This window comes from Desulfobacter sp. UBA2225, from assembly GCF_002348205.1.
GTDB classification, from domain to species: domain Bacteria; phylum Desulfobacterota; class Desulfobacteria; order Desulfobacterales; family Desulfobacteraceae; genus Desulfobacter; species Desulfobacter postgatei.
In genome coordinates, this window is sequence record NZ_DDYV01000035.1 from 1 (window position 1) to 22,189 (window position 22,189).

The 22,189-nt window shown below is 46.3% G+C and carries 20 protein-coding genes and 1 riboswitch; of the genes, 10 read left to right on the top strand and 10 right to left on the bottom strand.

The genetic code is table 11. The features are described from left to right. The 6 genes from B3D59_RS01830 to B3D59_RS01855 form a co-directional block, all read right to left on the bottom strand. Positions 1-505: methylenetetrahydrofolate reductase (locus B3D59_RS01830; RefSeq protein ID WP_286817375.1), on the bottom strand; the 505-nt coding region annotated here is incomplete at its 3' end. Continuing rightward, entirely contained in the window at positions 505-1,197 is a 693-nt protein-coding gene (locus B3D59_RS01835; protein WP_286817376.1) for a methylenetetrahydrofolate reductase C-terminal domain-containing protein, read from the bottom strand. The genes B3D59_RS01835 and B3D59_RS01830, both read right to left, overlap by 1 nt. A 111-nt stretch (positions 1,198-1,308) precedes the next feature. Beyond that, positions 1,309-1,737 (bottom strand): hydrogenase iron-sulfur subunit, encoded by a 429-nt coding sequence (locus B3D59_RS01840; RefSeq protein ID WP_286817377.1) that lies wholly within the window; start codon positions 1,735-1,737, stop codon positions 1,309-1,311. Continuing rightward, on the bottom strand, positions 1,737-4,760 hold the full coding sequence (locus tag B3D59_RS01845) for an FAD-dependent oxidoreductase (protein ID WP_286817378.1): 3,024 nt from the start codon (positions 4,758-4,760) through the stop codon (positions 1,737-1,739). Before B3D59_RS01845 ends, B3D59_RS01840 begins: the two co-directional genes overlap by 1 nt. A 605-nt stretch (positions 4,761-5,365) precedes the next feature. Then, positions 5,366-5,581, bottom strand: a complete 216-nt coding sequence (locus B3D59_RS01850) for a hypothetical protein (RefSeq protein ID WP_286817379.1) — start codon at positions 5,579-5,581, stop codon at positions 5,366-5,368. Positions 5,582-5,743: 162 nt separating this feature from the next. Further along, on the bottom strand, positions 5,744-6,457 hold the full coding sequence (locus B3D59_RS01855; RefSeq protein WP_286817380.1) for an EI24 domain-containing protein: 714 nt from the start codon (positions 6,455-6,457) through the stop codon (positions 5,744-5,746). Between the two features lie 150 nt (positions 6,458-6,607). Here B3D59_RS01855 and B3D59_RS01860 point away from each other — a divergent pair, with 150 nt between their 5' ends. Continuing rightward, on the top strand, positions 6,608-7,444 hold the full coding sequence (locus tag B3D59_RS01860) for an aminotransferase class IV (RefSeq protein WP_286817381.1): 837 nt from the start codon (positions 6,608-6,610) through the stop codon (positions 7,442-7,444). Between the two features lie 27 nt (positions 7,445-7,471). Next, on the top strand, positions 7,472-7,792 hold the full coding sequence (locus B3D59_RS01865) for an AF1514 family protein (RefSeq protein WP_286817382.1): 321 nt from the start codon (positions 7,472-7,474) through the stop codon (positions 7,790-7,792). A 160-nt stretch (positions 7,793-7,952) separates the two neighbouring features. Here the strand turns inward: B3D59_RS01865 and B3D59_RS01870 are convergent, their stop codons facing one another. From B3D59_RS01870 to B3D59_RS01885, 4 genes are all read right to left on the bottom strand, one after another. Further along, entirely contained in the window at positions 7,953-8,144 is a 192-nt protein-coding gene (locus tag B3D59_RS01870; protein WP_286817383.1) for an FmdB family zinc ribbon protein, read from the bottom strand. A gap of 36 nt (positions 8,145-8,180) precedes the next feature. Beyond that, positions 8,181-11,666, bottom strand: a complete 3,486-nt coding sequence (gene mfd / locus B3D59_RS01875; RefSeq protein WP_286817384.1) for a transcription-repair coupling factor — start codon at positions 11,664-11,666, stop codon at positions 8,181-8,183. 87 nt (positions 11,667-11,753) lie between these two features. Continuing rightward, a complete protein-coding gene (gene xerD, locus B3D59_RS01880; RefSeq protein ID WP_286817385.1) occupies positions 11,754-12,641 on the bottom strand; it encodes a site-specific tyrosine recombinase XerD in 888 nt (295 codons plus the stop codon). A 107-nt stretch (positions 12,642-12,748) separates the two neighbouring features. Further along, the gene (locus B3D59_RS01885; RefSeq protein WP_286817386.1) at positions 12,749-14,791 is read right to left on the bottom strand and encodes an SUMF1/EgtB/PvdO family nonheme iron enzyme; all 2,043 of its coding nucleotides are present in this window, start codon (positions 14,789-14,791) and stop codon (positions 12,749-12,751) included. Positions 14,792-15,077: 286 nt separating this feature from the next. Between B3D59_RS01885 and B3D59_RS01890 the strand changes: the two genes are divergently transcribed. The 8 genes from B3D59_RS01890 (at position 15,078) to B3D59_RS01925 (ending at position 22,083) form a co-directional block, all read left to right on the top strand. Next, the gene (locus B3D59_RS01890) at positions 15,078-15,848 is read left to right on the top strand and encodes a ParA family protein (protein WP_276999390.1); all 771 of its coding nucleotides are present in this window, start codon (positions 15,078-15,080) and stop codon (positions 15,846-15,848) included. A gap of 11 nt (positions 15,849-15,859) precedes the next feature. Beyond that, positions 15,860-16,273, top strand: a complete 414-nt coding sequence (locus tag B3D59_RS01895; protein ID WP_286817387.1) for a hypothetical protein — start codon at positions 15,860-15,862, stop codon at positions 16,271-16,273. 12 nt (positions 16,274-16,285) lie between these two features. Further along, a complete protein-coding gene (locus B3D59_RS01900; RefSeq protein ID WP_286817388.1) occupies positions 16,286-17,743 on the top strand; it encodes a DNA topoisomerase I in 1,458 nt (485 codons plus the stop codon). Positions 17,744-17,805: 62 nt separating this feature from the next. Then, complete coding sequence (locus tag B3D59_RS01905) at positions 17,806-18,660, top strand: type II secretion system protein N (RefSeq protein ID WP_286817389.1); 855 nt, start codon at positions 17,806-17,808, stop codon at positions 18,658-18,660. Continuing rightward, the gene (yidD, locus tag B3D59_RS01910; protein ID WP_286817409.1) at positions 18,647-19,144 is read left to right on the top strand and encodes a membrane protein insertion efficiency factor YidD; all 498 of its coding nucleotides are present in this window, start codon (positions 18,647-18,649) and stop codon (positions 19,142-19,144) included. Before B3D59_RS01905 ends, yidD begins: the two co-directional genes overlap by 14 nt. Further along, a complete protein-coding gene (locus tag B3D59_RS01915) occupies positions 19,141-20,094 on the top strand; it encodes a tetratricopeptide repeat protein (protein ID WP_286817390.1) in 954 nt (317 codons plus the stop codon). Before yidD ends, B3D59_RS01915 begins: the two co-directional genes overlap by 4 nt. A 127-nt stretch (positions 20,095-20,221) precedes the next feature. Next, positions 20,222-20,386: riboswitch (FMN riboswitch) on the top strand. Positions 20,387-20,532: 146 nt separating this feature from the next. After that, positions 20,533-21,189: a 3,4-dihydroxy-2-butanone-4-phosphate synthase gene (ribB, locus tag B3D59_RS01920; RefSeq protein WP_286817391.1), complete on the top strand. Its 657-nt coding sequence runs from the start codon at positions 20,533-20,535 to the stop codon at positions 21,187-21,189. Between the two features lie 339 nt (positions 21,190-21,528). After that, positions 21,529-22,083: a hypothetical protein gene (locus B3D59_RS01925; protein WP_286817392.1), complete on the top strand. Its 555-nt coding sequence runs from the start codon at positions 21,529-21,531 to the stop codon at positions 22,081-22,083. Positions 22,084-22,189 lie beyond the last annotated feature (106 nt).

Below are 22,189 nucleotides of genomic sequence, written 5' to 3' on the forward strand. Positions count from 1 at the left end.
AGGGATCGGCAAAGGGGTTGGCAGCCGCACCAATGAACATTTTGGGTGGATCAGTAATATCTGCTCCCCCCTGGAACTTGGCTTCATCGCGCATATCTTTGACCATTTTAATCATGTTAATGGAGTCAATGTCATACACGGGTTTTGCCATGGGGTGGTCGCCAAACTGGGGATGATCACCGGACAGGCAAAGCATGGTATTGCAACCAAGGGCATAAGCACCAAGGATGTCAGACTGCATGGCCAGCCGGTTTCTGTCCCGGGATACCATTTGGATAATGGGATCAAGTCCCATTTGTTTAATAACGATGCCGCCGGCAATGGAGGACATCCGGACCATGGCGGTCTGATTGTCTGTAATGTTGATGCCGTCTACATAATCTTTGATCATGTTGGCTTTTTCTTTGATAACATCAATATTGCAGCCTCTGGGAGGACCCACCTCAGAGGTTACTGCCAGTTGGCCTGAGGCCAGTACTTTTTCCAGTCTGCTTTCAGTTTTCATTATGCATTGTCCTCCGTGATAATTTTGGATGACGCCAAGTCCTCCCTGATAATTTTTCTAGGACCGCCGCCGCCGGCAGGGCGCCAGTCCTTTGCCGCAACAAGTTCTTCATACCGATCCTGCATACCCAATTCAACCAGGCGGTTCCAGATCAATTGCCATGCACAATCCACATCCGGGCTGATCTCACATTTCCCATTCACAGAGCCGCCGCAGGGGCCGTTCATTATGCTTTTTGAACAACGTGCAATGGGACAGATGCCGCCAGTGATTCCCAGCATGCAGTCTCCACAACCCATACAGCGCTCAGCCCAGATACCCTGGCTTTCGGACGCGCCCATGAACTTGGTATTCACACCTGGAAAAACCGGAATCGCATAGTTGACAGCAACGGTCTGAATCCCGCAGCCACAAGCCAAAGAAACAATGGCGTCCACTTGGCCGGCCAGTTCTTCGAGCTGCGCAACATATTCCGGGTCACATTGGCGTTCCAGGGTATGTTCCAGAACTTCGATCTTTTTGCCCTCTTTGGCACTGTTCAGGCGAATGGCGGAAGACAGAAGCCCCACCTCTTTTCTGCCGCCTGCTGCACAAACGGTAACACATTCGTTACAGCCGACCACAAGTATTTTTTCATAGGGCGCAATGTACCCGAGAATTTCCTGCAGGGGTTTTTGTTCTGCTGTTATCATGTTTTAATCTCCAAAAATTTTTATATAAAAAATAACCCGTTAAATCTCTTTCATTATGTTAGACAAGACAAGTGTATGCAACAAATCCAAAAATTGCATCGGCCACTTTTCTTAAACGGCCTGACTTGTTGCCTGACTGGCTGGGCTTGGCCCTATGGCTTTAATTTTTTCTGTAAATTCTTCGGCGGCCTGGGCAAATTTTTCACCCATAGCTGCGGAAAAATTCATCATGGCCACACGTTCGGGCTCCCACCCCAGATCTTCCAGGGTTTTTTTGATCTTTTCCACGTGGGCCGCTGCACGAATATTACCGTTTTTAAAATGGCAGTCCCCGTCCAGACAGGCTGCCACATATACACCGTCAGCGCCTTTTTCAAGGGCTTTCATCAGGTGAATGGCGTCCACTTTACCGGTGCAGGGCACCCGTATGATTTTTACATTGGACGGATATGAAATCCGCCTGGTGCCGGCCGTATCTGCTGCGGTATATGCACAATAATGACAGCAGAAGGCAACGATTTCAGGTTCAAAATTACTCATTAGTTATACCTCTCAAATAAACCATCAAGTTTAGCCAGTATCTGGTCATCTTCCCAACCCCTTAACTGAATGGCCTTGGCCGGACACTCGGCAACACAGATGCCGCAACCGTGACACTTGGCCGGACTAATTTCTGAGTGCCGTTCATTATTGATAAAGGGAACATTAAAAGGACAGGCTCTAACACAGATCAGACAGACCGCACACTTAATCGGATCTACCGTGGCATAGGCAGCCCCTAGAGTAATCTCTTTATTGGCCAACATGGTTCTGGCTCTGCCTGCAACGGCATGGGCCTGGGTGATGCTTTCACGAATAACCTTGGGAGAGTGGGCCGTACCAGCCACAAAGAACCCGCGAAGGGCCATGTCAACGGGTTTGAGTTTCACATGGTCTTCTAAGAAAAAGCCGTCTTCAGTCTTAGGAAGATTAAACAGACGTGCAAGTTCTTTGTTGGTATCCGAATTGGCAACCAGACCGGTACTTAAAGCCACGCAGTCAGCTTCAATATCAATATCCTGCCCCAGAATAAAATCATGGGTACGGACAATGGTCTTGCCTGCTTCTTCCCGGACAACAGGACGGTGATCAAGATCAAAACGAATGAACTTCACACCTTTATCCCGGGCTGTTTTGTAATAATCTTCCTGGAATCCGTAAGTACGGATATCCCTGTAAAGCACAAAAACGTTAATGTCAGGATTGACTTCCAGAAGACGCAGGGCGTTTTTAACGGCTGCCTGGCAGCAGAGCCTTGAGCAGTTGGGGTTATCCGCTTCCCTGGAACCGGCACACTGGATCATAACCACCTGTTCCATGGCTTTGATTTTGCTCTCATCGTTTTCAAGGATGCTGTCAAGATCAAGCTGGGTCATGACCTTATCAAGTTCACCGAGGCCATACACGGCAGGACGGTTGGGTGTTGCGCCTGTGGCAAGGATGGTGACGCCGTGATCAATCTGTTCATATGCATCAGCTGCGGTTTTAATGCCGGTGGTAAAACGACCGGGCACGCCGTTGTGCTCTGCAACGACAGCATCAGTGAACACCTTGATGTTTTCATTGGCAGACACCTTGCCCACAAGATCCTTGACAAAGGCTGCCACATCATCACCTTCGATGGTTTTGGACAGGTTCAGGGCCTGGCCGCCAAGTACCGGGGCTTTTTCCACCAAGTAGGTAAAAGTACCCTGGTCAGCCAATTCAAGGGCAGACGTCATACCGGTTACACCGCCGCCCACAACAAGGGCGTTCTGGCTTGTGGGGAGTATATTTTCAGGCAGAGCTTTGGCTTTTCTGACACCGGATATACCCATCTGAACCAACTGGAAGGCTTTTTCAAGGGCTTTGGCCGGAGCGTCATTGTGCACCCAGGCAGCCTGATCTCTCAAGTTTACAAGCTCAAGCAGGTAGGGGTTGAGCCCTGCGCGTCTGAGCATATCCTGGAACATGATCTCCTGAACCCTTGGGGAACCGGAACCAATAACCACACGGTTCAGTCCTTGTTCCTTGATCAGGTTTTCAATCTTTTCCATGGCCTCAAAGGAACAGCTGAGTTTAAACGCTTCTGCCACTGCCACGTCAGGGTTGCTTTTGGCATTTTCCAGGATTTTATTGATATCCATGGCCTGACCGATTTCCCCGTCACAGTCAACAATAAAGACACCAATTTTAGGATCTTCACCGTCAACATCTCTTTGGGGCGGATAGGGACTTGCGTCTTCAACGCATTCTTCACTCTCTATAGCCGCACCTGCCACGGAAGCGGCAGCAGAGGCCTGAACCAGGGTTTCGGGAATATCTTTGGGGCTTTCAAAAACACCACAAACATATACGCCGTCTTTAGAGGTGTTCACAGGATCCATGGTGCCGGCTTTTGCAAAATTGTGTTCGTTCAAGTCAATGCCAAGCGTTCCGGCCAGATCAATGGTTTTCTGGGTAGGCCTGAAACCGGTGGAGAGCACAACCATGTCAAAATCTTCTTTTATCATGGCTGACAGCTCTTCTCTGGCATAGGTGATCTCAAGCGATTTATCCGGCAGTTCAATGATGGTATGTGGCTTGCAGCGGATTAAACGAATGCCGAAATCTTCTTTGGCGCGATTATAGTAAGGCTCATAGTCCTTGCCAAAAGTCCGCATATCCATAAAGAAGATGGTGGTTTCAATGTCCTTACCAAAACGCTCTTTGGTGACCATGGCCTCTTTAAGGGCATACATGCAGCATACGCTAGAACAGTAAGAAACATCGTGCCGGTTAACGCCCCTGGAGCCGACACACTGGATCCAGGCTACTTTTTTCGGCGGCTGTTCGTCTGATTTTTTCACCAGATTGCCCTGGTAAGGCCCGGATGCAGACATAATCCGTTCATATTCAAGGCCGGTAACCACATTGGCAAATTGTCCGCCCCCGAAATTATCCATCACACTGGGATCGAACAGCTCTGCACCCACACTTAAGACAACGGATGCGACCTTAATCTGGATTTCCTGTTCACTGTCATCGGCTACGATAGCCCCGGCCTTACAAACGCCCTTAAGCGCCTCCACATCATCTATCTTTTCCATATCAATGGAATAAGCATAGGGTGTGGCCTGGGGATACCGCATACAGGTAGGCGCCCTTGGGTCAAGTCCCGGGGTAAACCGGACGGCTTCTGGAAATTTTTTCAAACATTCCCCGCAAGCTGTACATTTGTCAATGTCAATGAACCGAGGAGCGGTTTTTAATGTGGCCGTAAAATCACCGGCCTCTCCGGACAGGCTGGTTAGCTCTGTCATCGGGCTGACCTGAAGAAACTTTTCCCTTGTTGTTGCGGACAGATGGGGAGAAACTGTACACAAATCGCAATTGTTGGTTGGAAAAGTGCGGTCCAGCTGGGTCATTAATCCACCAATGGCATAGTCGGAATCAATGAGCAGGACCTTTTTCCGGGACTCGGAAAGATCAAGGGCCGCCTTGATGCCGCCAACGCCACCGCCAATGACGAGCACGCGTTTTTCGTCTTGTTTAATTTTTTGCATGTGTAACCTTAACGTTATCAGTTAATATCCATGTGTATCCATCTCCTGTAAACGTGTATCAGATACAAAAACAGGCAATGGATGCTTTCTTGCCTAGATCATCAACGGATTGTGCCAATACCCTTCTGTACAGCGCTGTAAACAGCTGTGTATCTGTATGACAACGGTGTGACAGCGAAATGGTCATAAAATTGTCGGCTGCGGGTATCACAAAAAGGAGTATTGATATCTTCCAAAGAAATTATCGGAACAGCAAAATTCTTGAGAACAAGTTTTTTTCGAAAACTCATAGCCAATATCCCTATCTTATTTAATGCTGCTCGATCTGGCATTGAGCAGTCAAAATTAGGTACCCTAAAGGCACGGTGGAACTGCTATCTACCTATATTTTATTTAACCAAAGATTCTATAGCAGATAATAAATCACATGTAAAATGATTACTTATTAATGCTGTAACAGCTTTGCAAATCCTTATTTAAAAGATTTGATCATTAAAAAAAACAACATCTCTTTTGTATTTTAGATAGTTGCTTGTCAATTTCATCCATACTGAAAAGAGAAAAATCCCAACAAGCGCATTATGGAAAAATAAGATGGTCCAAAATCAGGCCGTAAAATTTTGAACCCGTGCCTTGTCGGACAGGCAGAAAAATCCATCCGAGATGGCATGTACAGCTACGGCATATGCCAATGCACCAGTCATATCCCGGATACCATGTAAAGTCGCTGGATCGCGCCGATCCTTGGGAACAACCAGACGCTTGGGCAAAGCATCCGATCTCAAATACATGTCCGGATGGATTGGCAAAAGTTTGGGCAAACCCCTCTCCCGTACGAAGGGCAAATTCAGGTTTTGTAACAAACGCATTACAATTTTTGCACAAAATAACCGGCTCTATAGTCGGTTGCACTTCCGGGGTACTTTTTTCCTGTATTTGCCGGTCTGTTTTTTTACAAATCAAATCCAAGGTCATGTTTTTTTTTATCTTTCTTTCTCTATATAATATAAGGTAGCGCCTACCGGTGCAAATGAAAGGAAAAGGATGTTGAGCCAGGGCACAAGAAACAAAAGGCCGAACCCGATGTGGAACAGCAGGTTTTTTCTTAGGAATGCAAATCGCTCCCTAAACGGCACCATGCGTCTGGCAGGGACAAGGTCCGTATTGTCCCAAGCCAGAAAGATACCTGCCACCACCCCTGAGATACCAATGATCGCAAGGCTTACAGGGGTAAACAGCCCTATAATCATCAGTGCAACCGATATCAGTACGGGCACCACGGTTCTGGGAATTTCCTGACGAATCAGATGCAAAAACGACCGGAATATGGATGCATGAGCACCCGGAGCTTCCTGTCCAAGCACGATTCGCTCTGTAATCCGGGACATATAATCCATGATGAAAACACAGAAAAAAATCTGGGAAATCAGATAGGAGATCAGCATGGAAAATGCCATCAGAATAAATGTCAGAATCCAGGACACTATGTGCCACAGCCATATCAACCACCGGGACTCGGGCATCTGCCATATCATGGAAAAAATGTCATTGTGCCAGTAAAGCACCATGCCGGACAAAACAAGAGTCAACAACAAAACCACTGCAAATCTTATCAGTCCGAGCATCAAAAGCGACGGTGTTCTGAATGCCAGGGCAACGCCCCTAATATTGTATTGAATGCCTGCAATCAATCCCATGTTATCTTTCTCCTTGAAACCCAAAATGCTTGTTTTTCACCCCGGCACTATTTTCGTTTTCCAATTGAAACTGCCCGGGGTGTGCTTATATTAAATTTAATTTTTTACTATACCTGGCTCTATTTTTCAATTTTACAAAGGGCATTTGCATTGAAAACAGTTTATGTGGACGGAAAATTTTTGCCCTGGGACAAGGCTGTGATTCCCGTGGATGATCTGGCTGTGCTCAGGGGCTATGCAGTTTGCGACATCATCAAAACCATCGGAGGCAATCCCTACTGTCTTGATGCGCATATTGACCGGCTTTTGTCATCGGCTGAAAAAGTTGGCCTTACACCGGTATGGACCAAAGCGGAAATCAAGAAAATCGTTTTTGAAGTACTTGAAAAAAACGCCCCTATGGATGAGGCCAATATCCGCATCCTTGTGACGGGTGGATCCAGCCCTGATTTTTTCAGCCCGGCGGATAATCCCAGACTCATTGTTCTGGTAACTGACATCCCTGCCCTGCCTGCCCAGTGGTATACAAAAGGGGTAAAGGTGATCACCTTTGTCCAGCAGCGTTCGATCCCCGATGCCAAGGCCACCAATTACATCCCTGCTGTTCTGGCCTTGAAAAAAGCAAAGGCACAAGGCGCTGTGGAAGCTTTGTATATGACCCCGGACAAAATGGTTCTCGAAGGCACCACCAGTAACCTGTTTGCCCTGGTTGAAGGCACCTTGGTCACACCTGAAAAAGGGGTGCTCAAGGGCATTACCCGAAAAACCGTTCTGGCACTTGGGGAAAAGCTGTTTCCCGTATCTGAACAGGACCTTTTCCTGGACACCCTGCTGTCTGCCTCTGAACTGTTCATAACCGGAACCAACAAAGGTATCGTCCCTGTAATCCAGGTGGATGACCATGTTATCGGCACAGGCATGCCCGGACCCGGCACCAGGGCCTTAATGTCGGCAATGGCAAATAACCTTGGCAGATCATGTAATTAACCGTCCGTAAGTTGACGGCAATATAGAATGGATAATAAAATGACACAAATTTTTTCAGACGCGGGCAATGCTGCTCATGAAGTGATAGAAGAAACAGTAGATGATCCCGAACTTAATCTTCAACAGGCGAAGGATTTAGCAAAAAAGATTGCACTAAAAAAATGCAAAAATTGCATGATTCTGTCCTGGAAAAATGGGAAGACGGGCGAATTTTATCCAACCCGTGAATGCGGCACACAAAATATACCTGCTTGGATTTATTATGCCCAGGTAAGGGGTGCAAATCTGACCATCAATATTAATGATGGTGAATATATTTTCATGATCCTGACGATTGAGGATTTCTGACTATTGTGCTGCTCTTGCAGCGGCATTCTGAAAATAAAGTTTGCAGGAAAAGTACCAGAGATACTCAAGGGACCACTGAGCCTAAGGGGGGAGCGGCTATGCCCTCCCCCTGTTATCATGACTCTCTTTAATCTTCAAACTGAAGATTCATTTACTGCGCTCATGAAGGGCCATTGGGGAAAGACGTTGCACAGGAGCCCATACTGGTGCCCATAAAAGTGGATGCACTCATATTTTTCTTTACATCCTTGCTTTTGCATTCAGGACAAATGATCCCTTTTTCTTCACCTGAAAAAACGACTCTCTCAAACTCTTTCCCACATTGTTTACACGTATATTCAAAAATAGGCATGATAAACCTCCTTCATGGATGAAACCGTCATTCAAATTACTCTAAGGTGTTTATAGATGACAAGATCTGTTTTGTCTCAAGCAACGCCCGGGAAATATTACTGCGTTTGTGTCCAAGCTGGATGCGAACAGATGTTTTTTTAACAAACTTTGCATCCACTGTTTTTTTCAGAACAGATTCAATATCAGTCAAGGTCCTGTTCATATGATCGGGGGAAAAATCCAGAACCAGTACATCCGGGGTGACATCCAGACGCTTGACCCCGGCCTTGATGGCAAAAATCCTAAGCATAATCTTCAGCAGCATATTTTCAGCAGGTTTCGGCAGTTTTCCATACCGGTCCACCAGCTCTTTTTTCATGTCCGTAATGTCTGATACCTGGGTCAGCCTTGACAGTCTTCGGTAAATGGTCAAACGCTGCTCCACCGATTCGATGTAATCGTCTGGGAACCCCGAGGACATGGATGCGTTGATTTCGGGTTCCAGGGGCTCGGGAAGATGCTCGCCCTTCATATCTTTGACTGCGTTGTCCAAAAGTTTGAGAAACATATCATAACCCACGGCGGCAATATGACCGGACTGGGAGGCGCCTAGGGCGGTACCGGCCCCGCGAATCTGAAGGTCCTTCATGGCAATCTGGAAGCCGGACCCAAGATCCCGGTGTTCCATCAGTGCTGCCAGACGCTTTCTGGCATCCTTGGTGAGCCGGGACTCATCTGCAATAAACAGATATGCGTAGGCCTGGTCGTCTCCCCGGCCGATACGGCCGCGCAGCTGGTAGATCTGGGACAGGCCGAAACGCTCTGCCTTATCAATAATCATGGTGTTGGCACTGGGTATGTCCAGACCCGATTCAATGATGGTGGTGCAGACCAGCACGTTGATCTGCTGACGAATGAACTGTTCCATCACCTTCTCAAGTTCGGTTTCGGACAATCTGCCGTGGGCCACACCGATCTTTGCATCCGGAATCAGTTTTTGTATGTTTTCGGCCGTTTTGAATATGGTTTTTATGTTGTTGTGAACAAAAAAGACCTGACCCTTTCTATCCAACTCTTTGATAACAGCCTCGCGGACCAAGGTCTCTTCGTATTTGGTGATGTATGAAATTATGGGCTGGCGGTCTGCGGGCGGGGTGGTAATCAGGGAAATATCTCGCATACCGGTCAAGGACATGTGCAGGGTTCTTGGGATGGGCGTTGCAGACAAAGCCAGAACATCCACCGCAGCCCGTTTCTCTTTCAATTTTTCCTTATGCTTGACCCCGAATCGCTGCTCCTCGTCAATGATTAAAAGCCCCAGGGATTTAAAGACCACATCCTTTTGCAAAAGTCTGTGGGTGCCAATGACAATATCCACTGTGCCGCCGGCCGTTCTTTTTAAAATATCGGTCTGTTCCTTTCGTGTTCGGAAACGGGACAGACATTCGATGATGACCGGATAATTATTGAAACGGTCCCGGAACGTATTCAGGTGCTGTTCGGCCAGAATGGTGGTGGGAACCACCAACGCCACCTGTTTGCCGTCGTTCACCGCCTTGAATGCCGCCCGGATGGCCACTTCGGTTTTTCCGTAGCCCACATCCCCGCACACCAGCCGGTCCATAGGCGTATCCTTCTCCATATCCAGGTGGACATCGTCTATGGCACGCAGCTGATCCCTTGTCTCTTCATAGGGAAAACCGGCTTCAAAATCGCTGTAGTAATTATCCGGACGGCTGAATGAAAATCCTTTGGCCACCTTACGCCGGGCATACAGATCAAGCAGATCCGCCGCCATTTTTTCAACTTCGGCCTTTGCCTTTGCCTTGGAATTTGTCCAGGATTTGGATCCTATTTTATCAAGCACAGGGGTGTATCCGTCCACCCCGATATACTTTCCGATGACCTCCATTCTGTCCACGGGAACGTAGAGCTTATCATCATCCTGGTAAACCACCAGAATAAAATCCTGGGTGATGCCGGATACGGTAAGGCTGAAAAGGCCCTCGTACCGACCTACCCCGTGTTCTAAATGAACCACAAAATCACCGTTTTTAAGCTCTTCCGGGGCAATAAACTCCGCTTTTAAATCGCGTTTTCCCGACACTCTGCGCCGAATGCGTTTTCTGCCGAAAATCTCATCTTCGGTCACAATACTAAAATTTTCCAGATCCGGGACAAAGCCGCAACTCAAAGCGCCCACGGTAAAATAAATGCCGGGCTTCGTGTCAGAAAGACAGCTAAAATCCCTGCAAAATTGGGGCTCTATACCGTAAGGCGCAAGAAGTGCATTCAACCGTCTCGCCTGGGCATCCTGGCTGAGTACAAACAAAATATATTTAACATCCCGCTGCTGTTGCTCAATCCATTCGACCAGAGGGGTTAAAGGCGTGGCATCCTTTGTCCTGTTGCGCAAGGATTCGGACAGCGCCCGGTTATCTGAACATTTCAGGGAAAGAATGTCTGCCTTGCTTTTGTCCTGTTCAAGTATGAGCGCTTTAAAACAAAGGGTTTTGGATGCAAAGATTTTTTCTTCTACACTCTGCCAGTCCCGGCAAATCGATTCAGGTGGCAGGCTTAATCGTTTTTCATCAGCCAGGGCATTAAAATTAAGCCTTAAGCCGTCATGGAAATCCTTTGCCTTTTCGGGCAACACATCGGCATCATCCAGGATGAAAAAAGTATTTTCCGGCAGATAGTCGAACAAGGTGGCCAGGGAATCATATACAATGGGCAACATGGATTCGATGCCGTCAAACCGCCCTTTGTCCCGGATCTGGTTGACATAATCCCGGATTCTGTCCTGGGTAAGTCCGGCCTTGTTCCCGGCCCCGCGCAAGCGCGCCTGGACATGGGGCAGACTTTTTTTTGTGATCACTGCCTCCGTGGCAGGGATAATAATGGTTTCGACAAGTTCCTTTGTGCCGCGCTGGGTATAAGGAGAAAAATAGCGTATGGATTCAACAAGATCACCAAAAAATTCCAGGCGCACCGGCTGTTTCAGCCCCGGGGAAAATATATCGACAATACCGCCCCGGACCGCATATTCCCCGGGATCCTCAACAAGGGTGGCCCGGGTATACCCGCTTGCTTCAAGATTTTCCAGCAACCCGTTCCTGTCAATCTCCTCATTGGCCATGACCAGTTCAAAACTGTTTTTCATAACGTCCTGAGGCATCAGAAAAGATAAAAGCGGCTCAACATACGTCACCAGGAGAAACCTGTTTCGGAATGTCTCGCTGATACTGAACAGGGCTGCAAGTCTTGACGCGGATGTATCTTTATGAAAGGAGATGTTTTTGGCTCCCGGATAATGGCTGCCCGGAAAAAAAATGATTCGCTGCGGGTCGGTCGACATAAAAAATTGAAGATCTGAAATAAATGCCGCCGCTTTTTTTGCGTCCGGCAAAACAACGACCAACGGCTGGTTCAAGCGGGGAAACAGCTGGGCAATCATCCACGCTTTCGGAGCATAGCTATCATCCATGGCAAGCATGGTATGCTTGCTTTTTTTTAACGAATTTAAAATGGCATCAATCATTTAAAGTACCTGGGAATTTTTTAAAACAAAGTTGAGAATCTATCATCCAGATACCAAGTGTGCAAGTTCTAAACTTTTTTTCCCTCATTATTTTCTGGGATGAAATTCATGATGCATTTTAATCAGGTACTCCCGTGAAATATGGGTATAAATCTGCGTGGTTGAGATGTCTGAATGGCCAAGCATGGTCTGGACCGACCGCAGGTCCGCCCCGCCTTCTATCAGGTGGGTGGCAAAGGAGTGACGCAGGGTATGGGGAGAGATCGGCCGGACAATGCCGGCAACAAGCGCATATTTTTTTATAATTTTCCAGAATGCCTGGCGGGTCATGGGCTGCCCTGCCCTTGCAATAAACAGAAAGTCACTTGACAGTTGCTTTAATGCCATGGGACGTCCCTGGTCCAGCCAAAGCCTTGCAGCATCTTTAGCCTTTGAACCAATGGGTACAATTCTCTCTTTAGCGCCTTTGCCCATCACCCTGACAAGACCTGCGTCCAGATTTACGTCAACCACCTTCAAAAATACAAGTTCTGAGACCCGAAGCCCGGCCCCGTACATGATTTCCATCATGGCAAGATTTCGTTGTCCTTTGGGTGTTGTGGCCTCACAGGCGTTCAAAAGCGCCTCCACCTCATTGACGGAGATGACACCGGGCAGATGCCGGCCGGTTTTGGGAATATCAATATCTTTTAAGGGATTGGCAGTTATCAGTTTCTCTGCTGCCAGGTATTTATAAAACCCCCTGATGGAAACCAGGTACCTGGCCCGGGATTTGGCTGACAGGCCCTGGCGGGTCAAGTAAACCAACCATCCAAGAATGGCTGTGGTATCGGCATCTCTAATCTCCTCTATCCCGTTGTCAGACAGGTAATTGATATATGAAGCCAAATCTGTGCCATAGGCTGTGATACTGTTGGCGGAGAGCCCTTTTTCTATTGTCAGATAATCCATATATGCATCTGCCAGTTCATGCATTATTTCATCCTTTTATACTTCAGATTACAAAACCTTATCTATTCTCTATCATATTTTATTTTGGACCCGGTTTTTGGTATCCGAAAGCCCGGACTATCCCGTGGCTGCTACTGAAATATCTCGGAAAGGCATCGAACTCCGATGATGTTGGCGGTGGTGTCACAAGGGAACAACCCCCGGGAACTTATGGTGACTGTGTCCTTTGCATTCCATGCCCCGCCTTTGGCCACATTAAAAAACTTAGTCTTGCTGGTAGCAAACGGGGGCGGCTGGGTGTCGGCGGTCCATTCCATTACATTGCCCAGCATATCTGCCATGCCGAACACATTGGCAGCATGGTCATAGTTATCCACGGGGCTTGTGTCTGCAAGCCCTGAAGATTCAATGTTCAATGCATCCGGATCAAACTGATTGCCCCAGGGGTATTTTAAAGCCATGTCCGTGCGGGCGGCAGCCTCCCACTCGGCTTCTGTGGGCAGCCGCCTGCCGATCCAGGAGGCATAGGCAAAGGCATCATCCACACTGATTTGAACCACGGGATGGTTTCTTTTGCCGTAAAGGGTTGAGCCGGGGCCCAGGGGTTGGTGCCAGCAGGCCCCTTTAACAATGGAAGATCCGGCCTGTTTGCTCCAAATCACTTTTTCGCCCTGTTTTTTATACCGGGAGTGGTAAACGGTTCCAATCCCTTTTCTTTCAGCTGTGGTGACATACCCGGTCTGTTCAATAAAAATTTCAAATAAAGCATTGGTCACCGGATATTTGCCGATATACACCCTGGGCATGTCAAAAGGCTGTAATGCCAGGCTGGATTTCAATGTTTTTTCCGTGCCAATGGTATAGGTCCCTGCGGGGATAGTGATATACGCATTGAATTTTTTTTCACGCTCTCCCAAAAAATCGTCAAACTGTTCAGCACGCTCTCGGGCATTTCTATATTCTTCAAGGACTTTAATCTCTTCTTCATCAAGTTCGTCAAGCTCTTCTAAGTCCTCATCCTCATCTAAATCAACTTCTTCCAACTCCTGATCTTCGTCAAGCTCAATGTCTTCTATTTCTTCAAGGGATTCATCATCATCCAGCTCAACATCTTCTATTTGGGTATCCTCGTCAACCTCTTCCAACTCTTCAAGGTCTTCATCGTCGTCAAGTTCGATATCTTCGATCTTTTGGTCTTCATCTATATCCTCTACTTCTTCAAGTTCGTCGTCATCAAGCGCTTCTACTTGAACATCACCATCAATCTCTTCAATATCTCCATTAATAAGGTCTTCATCTACCTCTTCAAGCACCTCACCTTCATCGACTTCGACCGCCTTAATTGGTTGATCTTCATCTATCTCTTCGACCTCTTCAAGTTCGTCATCATCGAGTTCTTCTATTTCAACATCATCATCAATCTCTTCAATATCGCCATCAAGAAGCTCCTGGTCTAACTCTTCAAGTTCTTCATCTTCATCAATTTCAATCTCCTCAATGTCGGTATTCTCATCGATCTCCTCTATTTCCTCAAGTTCTTCACCATCAATCTCTTCAATTTCAGCATCTTCATCAATTTGCTCAATTTCAACGTCATTTTCGAGGAGGACATCACCATCACCGCCTGCCCCATCCTGGTCATCAAAGATTCCGGAACCAAGCCGCGCCAACACCTTTTTAATCTTTTGTATGATATCCGTTGTCTCATTGTCGGCATCAGGAGACTCAATTTTATTCAAAAACTCAGCCACGGTGTGAAGGAGATCGGCCGTTTTGGTAAGATCAAAACCATCTGTTTTTACAGCATCACTGAAAGACTGCAGAAGACTGTTTTTAGCATCCTCTGTCATATCAAAAACATTTGACTCGGTCAGCCTTATGTCTTCAGGGTTAAGACCGTTTTGGGACAATTTTTTCAAGTCGGCATTGATGGAGGATTTAAGACTGGAAAAATTTCTTCTTTTGAATTTTATCTTTGCATAATCATCCCCGACCTCCCAGATCTGACGGATAATACTATCCCCGTCGATAGACGAAAGCGCCTGGACACTATCTTCGGAAACATAATAGGCAAAGATGGCTCGAACAGCCTTATCCTTGACAGATCCCTGGCGGTAGTTAAGATTTTCTATGACCTCGGCAATGCCGGACAGGGTGATGGATACATTGGCCAAAGCTTAAAAGGCTCCTTTTTAAACGATCTTTAAAAACTTTAATTAGATAATGGATTAAAGGCATCCGAATCCGGAAGGATATATTTTTTGCATAACTACAGGTTTCCACGTGCTTTTAGCACAGATATTATGATATAAGATCTTATATATTTCAACTGTACAAAAATCTTGATCTTGAGGCAAAAATAAAAAAAACAAGTCCCCTGTTGAACGAAGATGAACGCCTTGATACTATAACATTTGGCGTTGATATTTTTTTTATGAGCGTGCTAAAGAGATAAAAAAAATGAGAAATGTATTAACTATTTCAGGGCTGAAGGGCGGCACAGGAAAGAGCGTAACTGCCCTTAATCTATCCGCATCTCTGGCACTTTATGGGAAAAAAGTACTGCTGGTTGATTGCGACCCCCAGGCACGTGCGTCCCAGTGGCGCAAACTTGATTCAAAAGAAAATGATCATGACCTTGCACAGGTGCTGGCCGCCAGAATAGGTGTTCCTGATGCCGTATCCGGAACCGATATTGACGGATTGGATATCCTGCCGGCGGGTTTCGGACTTTTTTCCATTTCCCGTAAACTTACCAGGCGTATAGACAATGAAAAGCTTCTTCGTCTGATTATTGATGAAATCAAGCACGACTACGACATAGTTATTCTTGATGCCCCGTCATCCTGCGGATATCTGAGTATCGCGGCTTTGACGGCCGCAGACTGGCTTGCCGCAGTGGTCATCCCGGATGAAGATTGGGTCAGTGATTTTCACTCACTGATCAGAATTGTCCGGTACATACGCCAATCCCACAATACGCCGTTAGGCATTGCAGGTATACTGTTCAACAGATGCAATAGTGAAAAACAGATGCAAAATCGAGCGGTTCCCGAAGTGTTTGAAAAAATTCGTCCCCTGATATATAAAACCATGATCCCTGACGATGAAATGCTTGACAAGAAACCGCCCTCTCTTGGACCTTTGTCTCTGTACGACATTAAAGCACAGGCTTCCCAGGCTTATCTTGGGATAGCCCGTGAGATTATCTGTGCATTCAATTTAAAATGAGGAGACCCCCATTGAAATTGACCAATCCAGAATCCATCCAGGAAAGTGAAAAAGAATTTATTGACACCATAAATGCCGAACTTGACTGGGATGTCATCGAGCAGCTGCTGCTTGACAAACATAATTTTGAGGTTCAGGATGACATCGAGTACAAGGATGGAAATCTTATCGTTTACAACAACGAAATCGCTTACAAATTTGATTTTGAAATCAAGGTTCCCCTTTCGGTAATTTTTAACCGTGGTGGAGAGTGCTTATCCATGTCAACCGCCAGGGAAGATGAGATGTTTGAAAACAACGAAGATATGGAAATTCAAAATTCGTCAACGGAACAAACGCATAGTGGCGAGGCGGAGAAAAAAAAAGAACGGGGGATGGCTATTGAAATCGCTGATTTAATCTCTGAAATTAATAATAAAGCGTAAGGGAGTGTGAATATGGCGGAGGGCAGCAGCACCAAGCGGGAGTCTGTCAGGAAACAGTTGGATGAAATTCTAGCCAAGGAGATCACCGCTTTTATTGATGTAGATTCCAATATGGCGCTGATGTCTTTCAATCTTGCCACTATATCCTGTATCGTCATCTGCGTGGATCGGGAACGTGAGATTAAAGAGTATGCAGACTCGCCGCCCGAACGTTTCAACCGCAAAACCTTTACGTCTGAACTGGTGGATATCGGACTTGACCAGGACGATTACCTTGACAATGCCATATCAACTGTCCTGGGATCCGGCTACATCACAACACTTCCCAATGGTGAACTGAAATCAGAAATGCCTGCGTTTATGATGGTCGGTTTTTTAGACTCCATGTTTCCAGGCATGCAGGGCCTTAATCTGATTGCTTTTATCCTTCAAATCAATGAAGAGGTCAATTCCGGCCGAAAAAGCCTTGACCTTGCAAAACAAAGTTTTGAAAAAACGCTTAAAACCCGTGGCGTTTCGGTGACAAAGGACTGTGCACAGGAACGGGCAACAGAAATGGTCAAAGGAATTCACAAGGCAGTCACTGTACAGTCGAAACAAATTTCAGCCCGGTTAAAGAGAGAAAAGCTCAACAAGTTGTCCCAACTCATGAAAACCAGGAAACAACGTACCGACGGGTACCATGAAAAGGTCAAAATTAAAAATCTTTTTGACAAAGAGCCGACTCATGAAGAGGTTGAGGCTGAAAAACAAAAAGCCAGGGAAGATAAAAAGGCAGCCTTAAAAGCCGCAGAACTGGCAAAAGAGTTAGCGGAAAAAGAGGAAAAAATAAAACAAGTCGAAGTTACAGCACAAAAGCTTGCAGAACAGCTTAAAGTTATTGAAGAAAAGCAAAAAGCTGCGGAAGAAGCCAGAGCCAGAGCCCTTGAAGCCCAGGAAAAAGCCGAAGCCCTTGTGGCAAGGGAACAGGAAATGGCTGAAAGAGAAGCCAGACTTATAACGCTTGAAGAAAAATTAAAACGCAGGGAGGAAGAGGCAAAAAAGGAAGCTGAAGTAAAAAAACTGGCAGCCGTACAATCAGAAAAGGCAAAAAACCAAGATGATATCGAATCCAGGATCGCCGCCTTTGAGCAAACCCTCTCCATGCCTTGTCCTTTATGCCGTAACGGCAGCGTTGAAGAAAAGACCACGGACAAAGGAAAGGTTTTTTACTCCTGCAACCAGAAGGATTGCCGGTTTGTATCCTGGGATAAACCCTATCATTTTGAATGTCCATTGTGCAAAAATCCTTATTTAACCGAAGTCATCACATCGTCAGACACCCCGGGACTTAAATGTCCCAGGGCTTCATGCACCTATTCCCAGAACAACCTGCTGCCCCCCGCTCAGCATATGGCCGCAAATGCAGCGCCCACAGAGCCTCCCCCAAAAAAGAAAAAGCTGGTCAGACGAGTCAAACGACGGCGATGAATATTCACTGACAAAAAATGAAGCCAATATTTTCTGCAATTTTAATAGGGTTAACCATCCTGGTGGCATTTCAGGTATATGCCCTGATCAGTCCGATTACTGATACACCAGGGGTACAAATATCATCAAGTAACCCAAAGAGTGACCAGACCCGGCCACAATCCAAATCTAATCGCTTCGAACCTGTGAAAGTAAATAACGTCATAGAAAAGGTTACCCAGCGAAATCTTTTCAAGGTAGAGGTAGACGGTGAAAAGAATAAAGCTTCTGAACCCATGAACCTTTATCTTGAAAAGACCAGCCTGGAACTGACGCTTTGGGGTACGGTAACAGGTCATAAAAAACAAGAAGGCTGGGCTGTAATACAGGATATTGAAACAAAACAGCAGGATCTATACCGGGTGAATGATAAAATCCAGGGTGCCACCATTAAATCGATATTACGCAACAAGGTTATTTTAACCGTAAACGGCAAGGATCAGATTCTTGAAGTGAATGCGGATCCGTCACCTCTTCTTGACCGAAAGGGCAGTCCTGCCGACAGACCCTCCAGACCCAGGCCCGCGCAGGATCACAGGCCGGCCCAGAAAGAAGTGGAGGATATGTTAAATGCGGTATCAAACTCAAATCCATTGTTCAAAACCCGACCCTATGTCAAAAACGGCGAAGCGTCAGGTGTTATGATTTACAGCATCAAGAAAGACTCCTTGGCCCAGCGCTTAGGTCTTCGAAACGGCGACATTATCCTGGCCGTGGACAACATCGAGATACAAGATCCTCAGGATCTTGAAGATTTTGATGAGAGCATTGACGACAGCTCAGATATTAACATTTCCATCCTCAGACGCGGAAAACCCAAAGAACTGGTTTTTAGCGGACAAAATAACGCGCATACCATCAATGATGTTGAACGATAATGCACCTTGTATCACTTGCAATATTCAATTGAGAATATTCATAATTCGATTGTTTTTCTGCATTTTTATTTTCAGTTCACTCCCTAAGGTGCTTTGGGCCCAGGACCCAACCAAAAACAACGACACAACAACCAATCCCGTAATTAAATTTTATCAAACGCACATATCCGGCATTGACGGAAACCGTTGCGCCATGTATCCGCACTGCTCCCAGTATTGTGCCCAGGTCATCCGGAAACACGGAATCGGCCTGGGCGTGATCATGGCCTGCGACCGTCTCCTCAGATGCGGTGGGGACGAGCTCCAACTGTCTGCCCATGTCAGGATCAATGGGCGCGAATTAACATTTGACCCGGTCAGTGCCAATGATTTCTGGTGGTTTTCACCTAAACCGTCCGCCATTGAAACCAGCCAACCTGGGAAAAAATTGTATCATTCAGGTTCCGGAGGGATGTCGAATTTGAATCCGGATCAGCAAAAATGAAGCATCTGCTGATATTCGTGGTCGTCCTTGCATTTTTTGGTATACTTGATCCACCATATGCCTATGCAATACCAAATAATCAACCCGGCCTTTTTATTACGGCAGATATGCAGTTTGACTATGCCCTGAATCTTTTTGAACAAAAAGATTTTAATGCAGCCCAGGTGGAGTTCAAACGGTTTACCCATTTTTTTCCCCAAGACCCCAGGCATGATCGTGCAGATTATACCATAGGCGTCGCCCTGTTTTACTCGGGGCAGTATTACGAGGCAGCCAAACGATTTGATACAATAATTCGGCAGTCCAAAGATAAAGACAGCCCATGGGTCCAGCAATCCTGCTTTATGCAGAGCCAAGCCTTTGAGGCCATGGGCAACACAGGGTATGCCCAGATTGTTCTGCAAAATTATTTAAAGCTGACCCGGGATACCGATACAAAAGACCGAATTTATCTGGAACTTGCCCGTATGCATATCCGGAACACCGTTACCCCGGAAAAAGACGAACTTGCCTATGCTCGTAAAAATTTGATGCTGATCAGTCCTGAAAAACAGCGAAAATACGACGTAGCAAAACAACTGGAAACCATTGGCAATGCCGTACATGCACCGACAAAAAGTCCTGTCCTTGCAGGGATTTTGGCCATTATCCCGGGAGGTGGCATGCTCTATTGTGAACGGTATAAAGACGCTTTTATCAGTTTTTGCTTTAACACAGGCTTAATATGGGCCGCATACACGGCCTTCGACCATGACAACCCCGCCCTTGGCGGTGTCATTACCTTTGTGGAGACCGGCTTTTATTCAGGCAATATTTATGGCTCCATAACCGCAGCCCACAAATACAACAAAGCAGCCCAGATAAAAATCTTGAACAAAACCTTTGACTTTGAACCGGGGTTGGACCCGGTAAATAAATCTTTTTTCCTGAGATTAACTCACGGATTCTGATTTACGCATTAAAAGCACAGAACATTCAAAAGACAGGCCATGGACCCAGGACTCTTGTGAAGTATCGTGATGCCATCCGTGCAGGGTATTGGGGATTGACATCAACCCCCTACCGGAGTAGTATCCCCAACGTTCTCAGGGCGGGGTGAAATTCCCCACCGGCGGTAACCTGGAAATTTGAGGTCAAATTCCAGGAAAGCCCGCGAGCGCTTTGCAGCTTTTTACGCAAAGGTCAGCAGATCTGGTGAAACTCCAGAGCCGACGGTTACAGTCCGGATGGAAGAGAATAAGCAAAAGACACCAGACCATTGTGCCTACAGCTTACTGACACTTTTTGTCGGCAAGTACCGGTATGGCAATGGATGATGTTATTTTGCCTTTTTATTCCCACGCCCTGATTCATGTATTAATTTATAACGATTACCAAGGAGTTGAATCATGAATCAGAATCCCTTAAAACAATTTGGAAATTCCCGGCAGCGGTTACAGGCCGGTCTTGAATCCCTTCGCCGGGGCTCAGGCGTATTGGTGGCTGACGATGAAAATCGGGAAAATGAAGTGGATCTCATTTTTGGGGCACACACCCTTAAAGTAGAGCAGATGGCTATGCTGATCAGGGAATGCAGCGGCATAGTCTGCCTGTGTCTTCCCCGGGCAAAGGTTGCGCACCTGAACCTTTTTCCAATGGTAAAAAACAACACAAGTCCTTACCAGACTGCATTCACAGTCTCTATTGAAGCGGCCAAAGGTGTCACCACAGGGGTTTCTGCCCGGGACCGGGTAGCAACCATACAGGCAGCCATTGCCGATGATGCAGTGCCGGAAGATCTTAATTGCCCCGGCCATATTTTTCCGTTACAGGCAAAACCTGGCGGAGTACTTGAACGCGCCGGCCATACCGAGGCCACAGTTGATCTTATGACCCTGGCTGGTTTACCCCCATACGGGGTTTTGTGTGAACTTACAAACCCCGACGGAACCATGGTCCGGCTCCCTAAAGCTGCACAATTTGCCATAGACAACGGTTTTACAATGCTCACAGTTGAAGATATTATAAATTACAGGCTTGAGGCACAACGCGCTAAAGCATCATAATCTTTCTCCGGCATCTGCATACTTTCGTGCCGGATGCCGGACAAACAATTGCTGGTTCGCGCGTCACACATCCTTTTTCGTCAATTCATTAAAAAGTTTTGACTTTATTCATAAACATGTGTTAAAAAATTTAATATTGTGCTGTTTTGCTCTTAAATAGGTAATGTTCGATAATCCGGCTGAAGTTCATTCATTTAATATTCAGGACCGTTACTCAAGTCTCTCAGTATTATTGAACTGTATTCTTACGTTAAGTTCTATTTCCCGACACATAGCAAAATACTTAGCAATTTCTATTGCGAATTTTTGCGGGATCTTAACCATACGGAGGAAACATCATTGAACGATTTTTTAAAAAATCTGAGAAATTCCGGTAAAAAGGAAATCTCGTCCGTTAGAAAAAACATGGACAGTAATTACTTTACACCTGGAGAACGGCGTACGCCAAAGGACAGGAGAGCCTCCGCCTTTAACCGGTCAAGTGCCATTCCGGAAAAAGAAGCAAGGAGAGAGGATATTGAGGACCTAATCCCGGTTATTGCCGAAAGCACCATCCAACTGGTCAAAGAAATGGGCCGTATAGCAGCGGTCAGTGAGATGATCATGGAATCACAGATACGCCAGCAAAATGCCATGGCTGATTTTTTTGAATCCTTGAAAACGCTTATGGAAAACATCCAAGGCCCGGATCAGATGCCAATAGCAACAACCAGCTATGCCTCGGGCACCCATTACACCAAGGATGACATCATCTCCACCATAAACAGGATGCGGGATCAGGGCGCCACATTTGCCACGATTGCTGAATACTTAAGAGATAAAGGTATTCCGACATTTTCCGGCAGGGGGCATTGGCATGCCCAGACCATCCACAGGCTTTGCAAACAAATTTAGCCGTTATTCAGTCCTTATTTAAATTGTGGGCTTTAAGCTTAGTTTAATATTCACAATCGTATAATTATTATATATAATATTCCCCGTCTTTACATTTTTTTGTAAA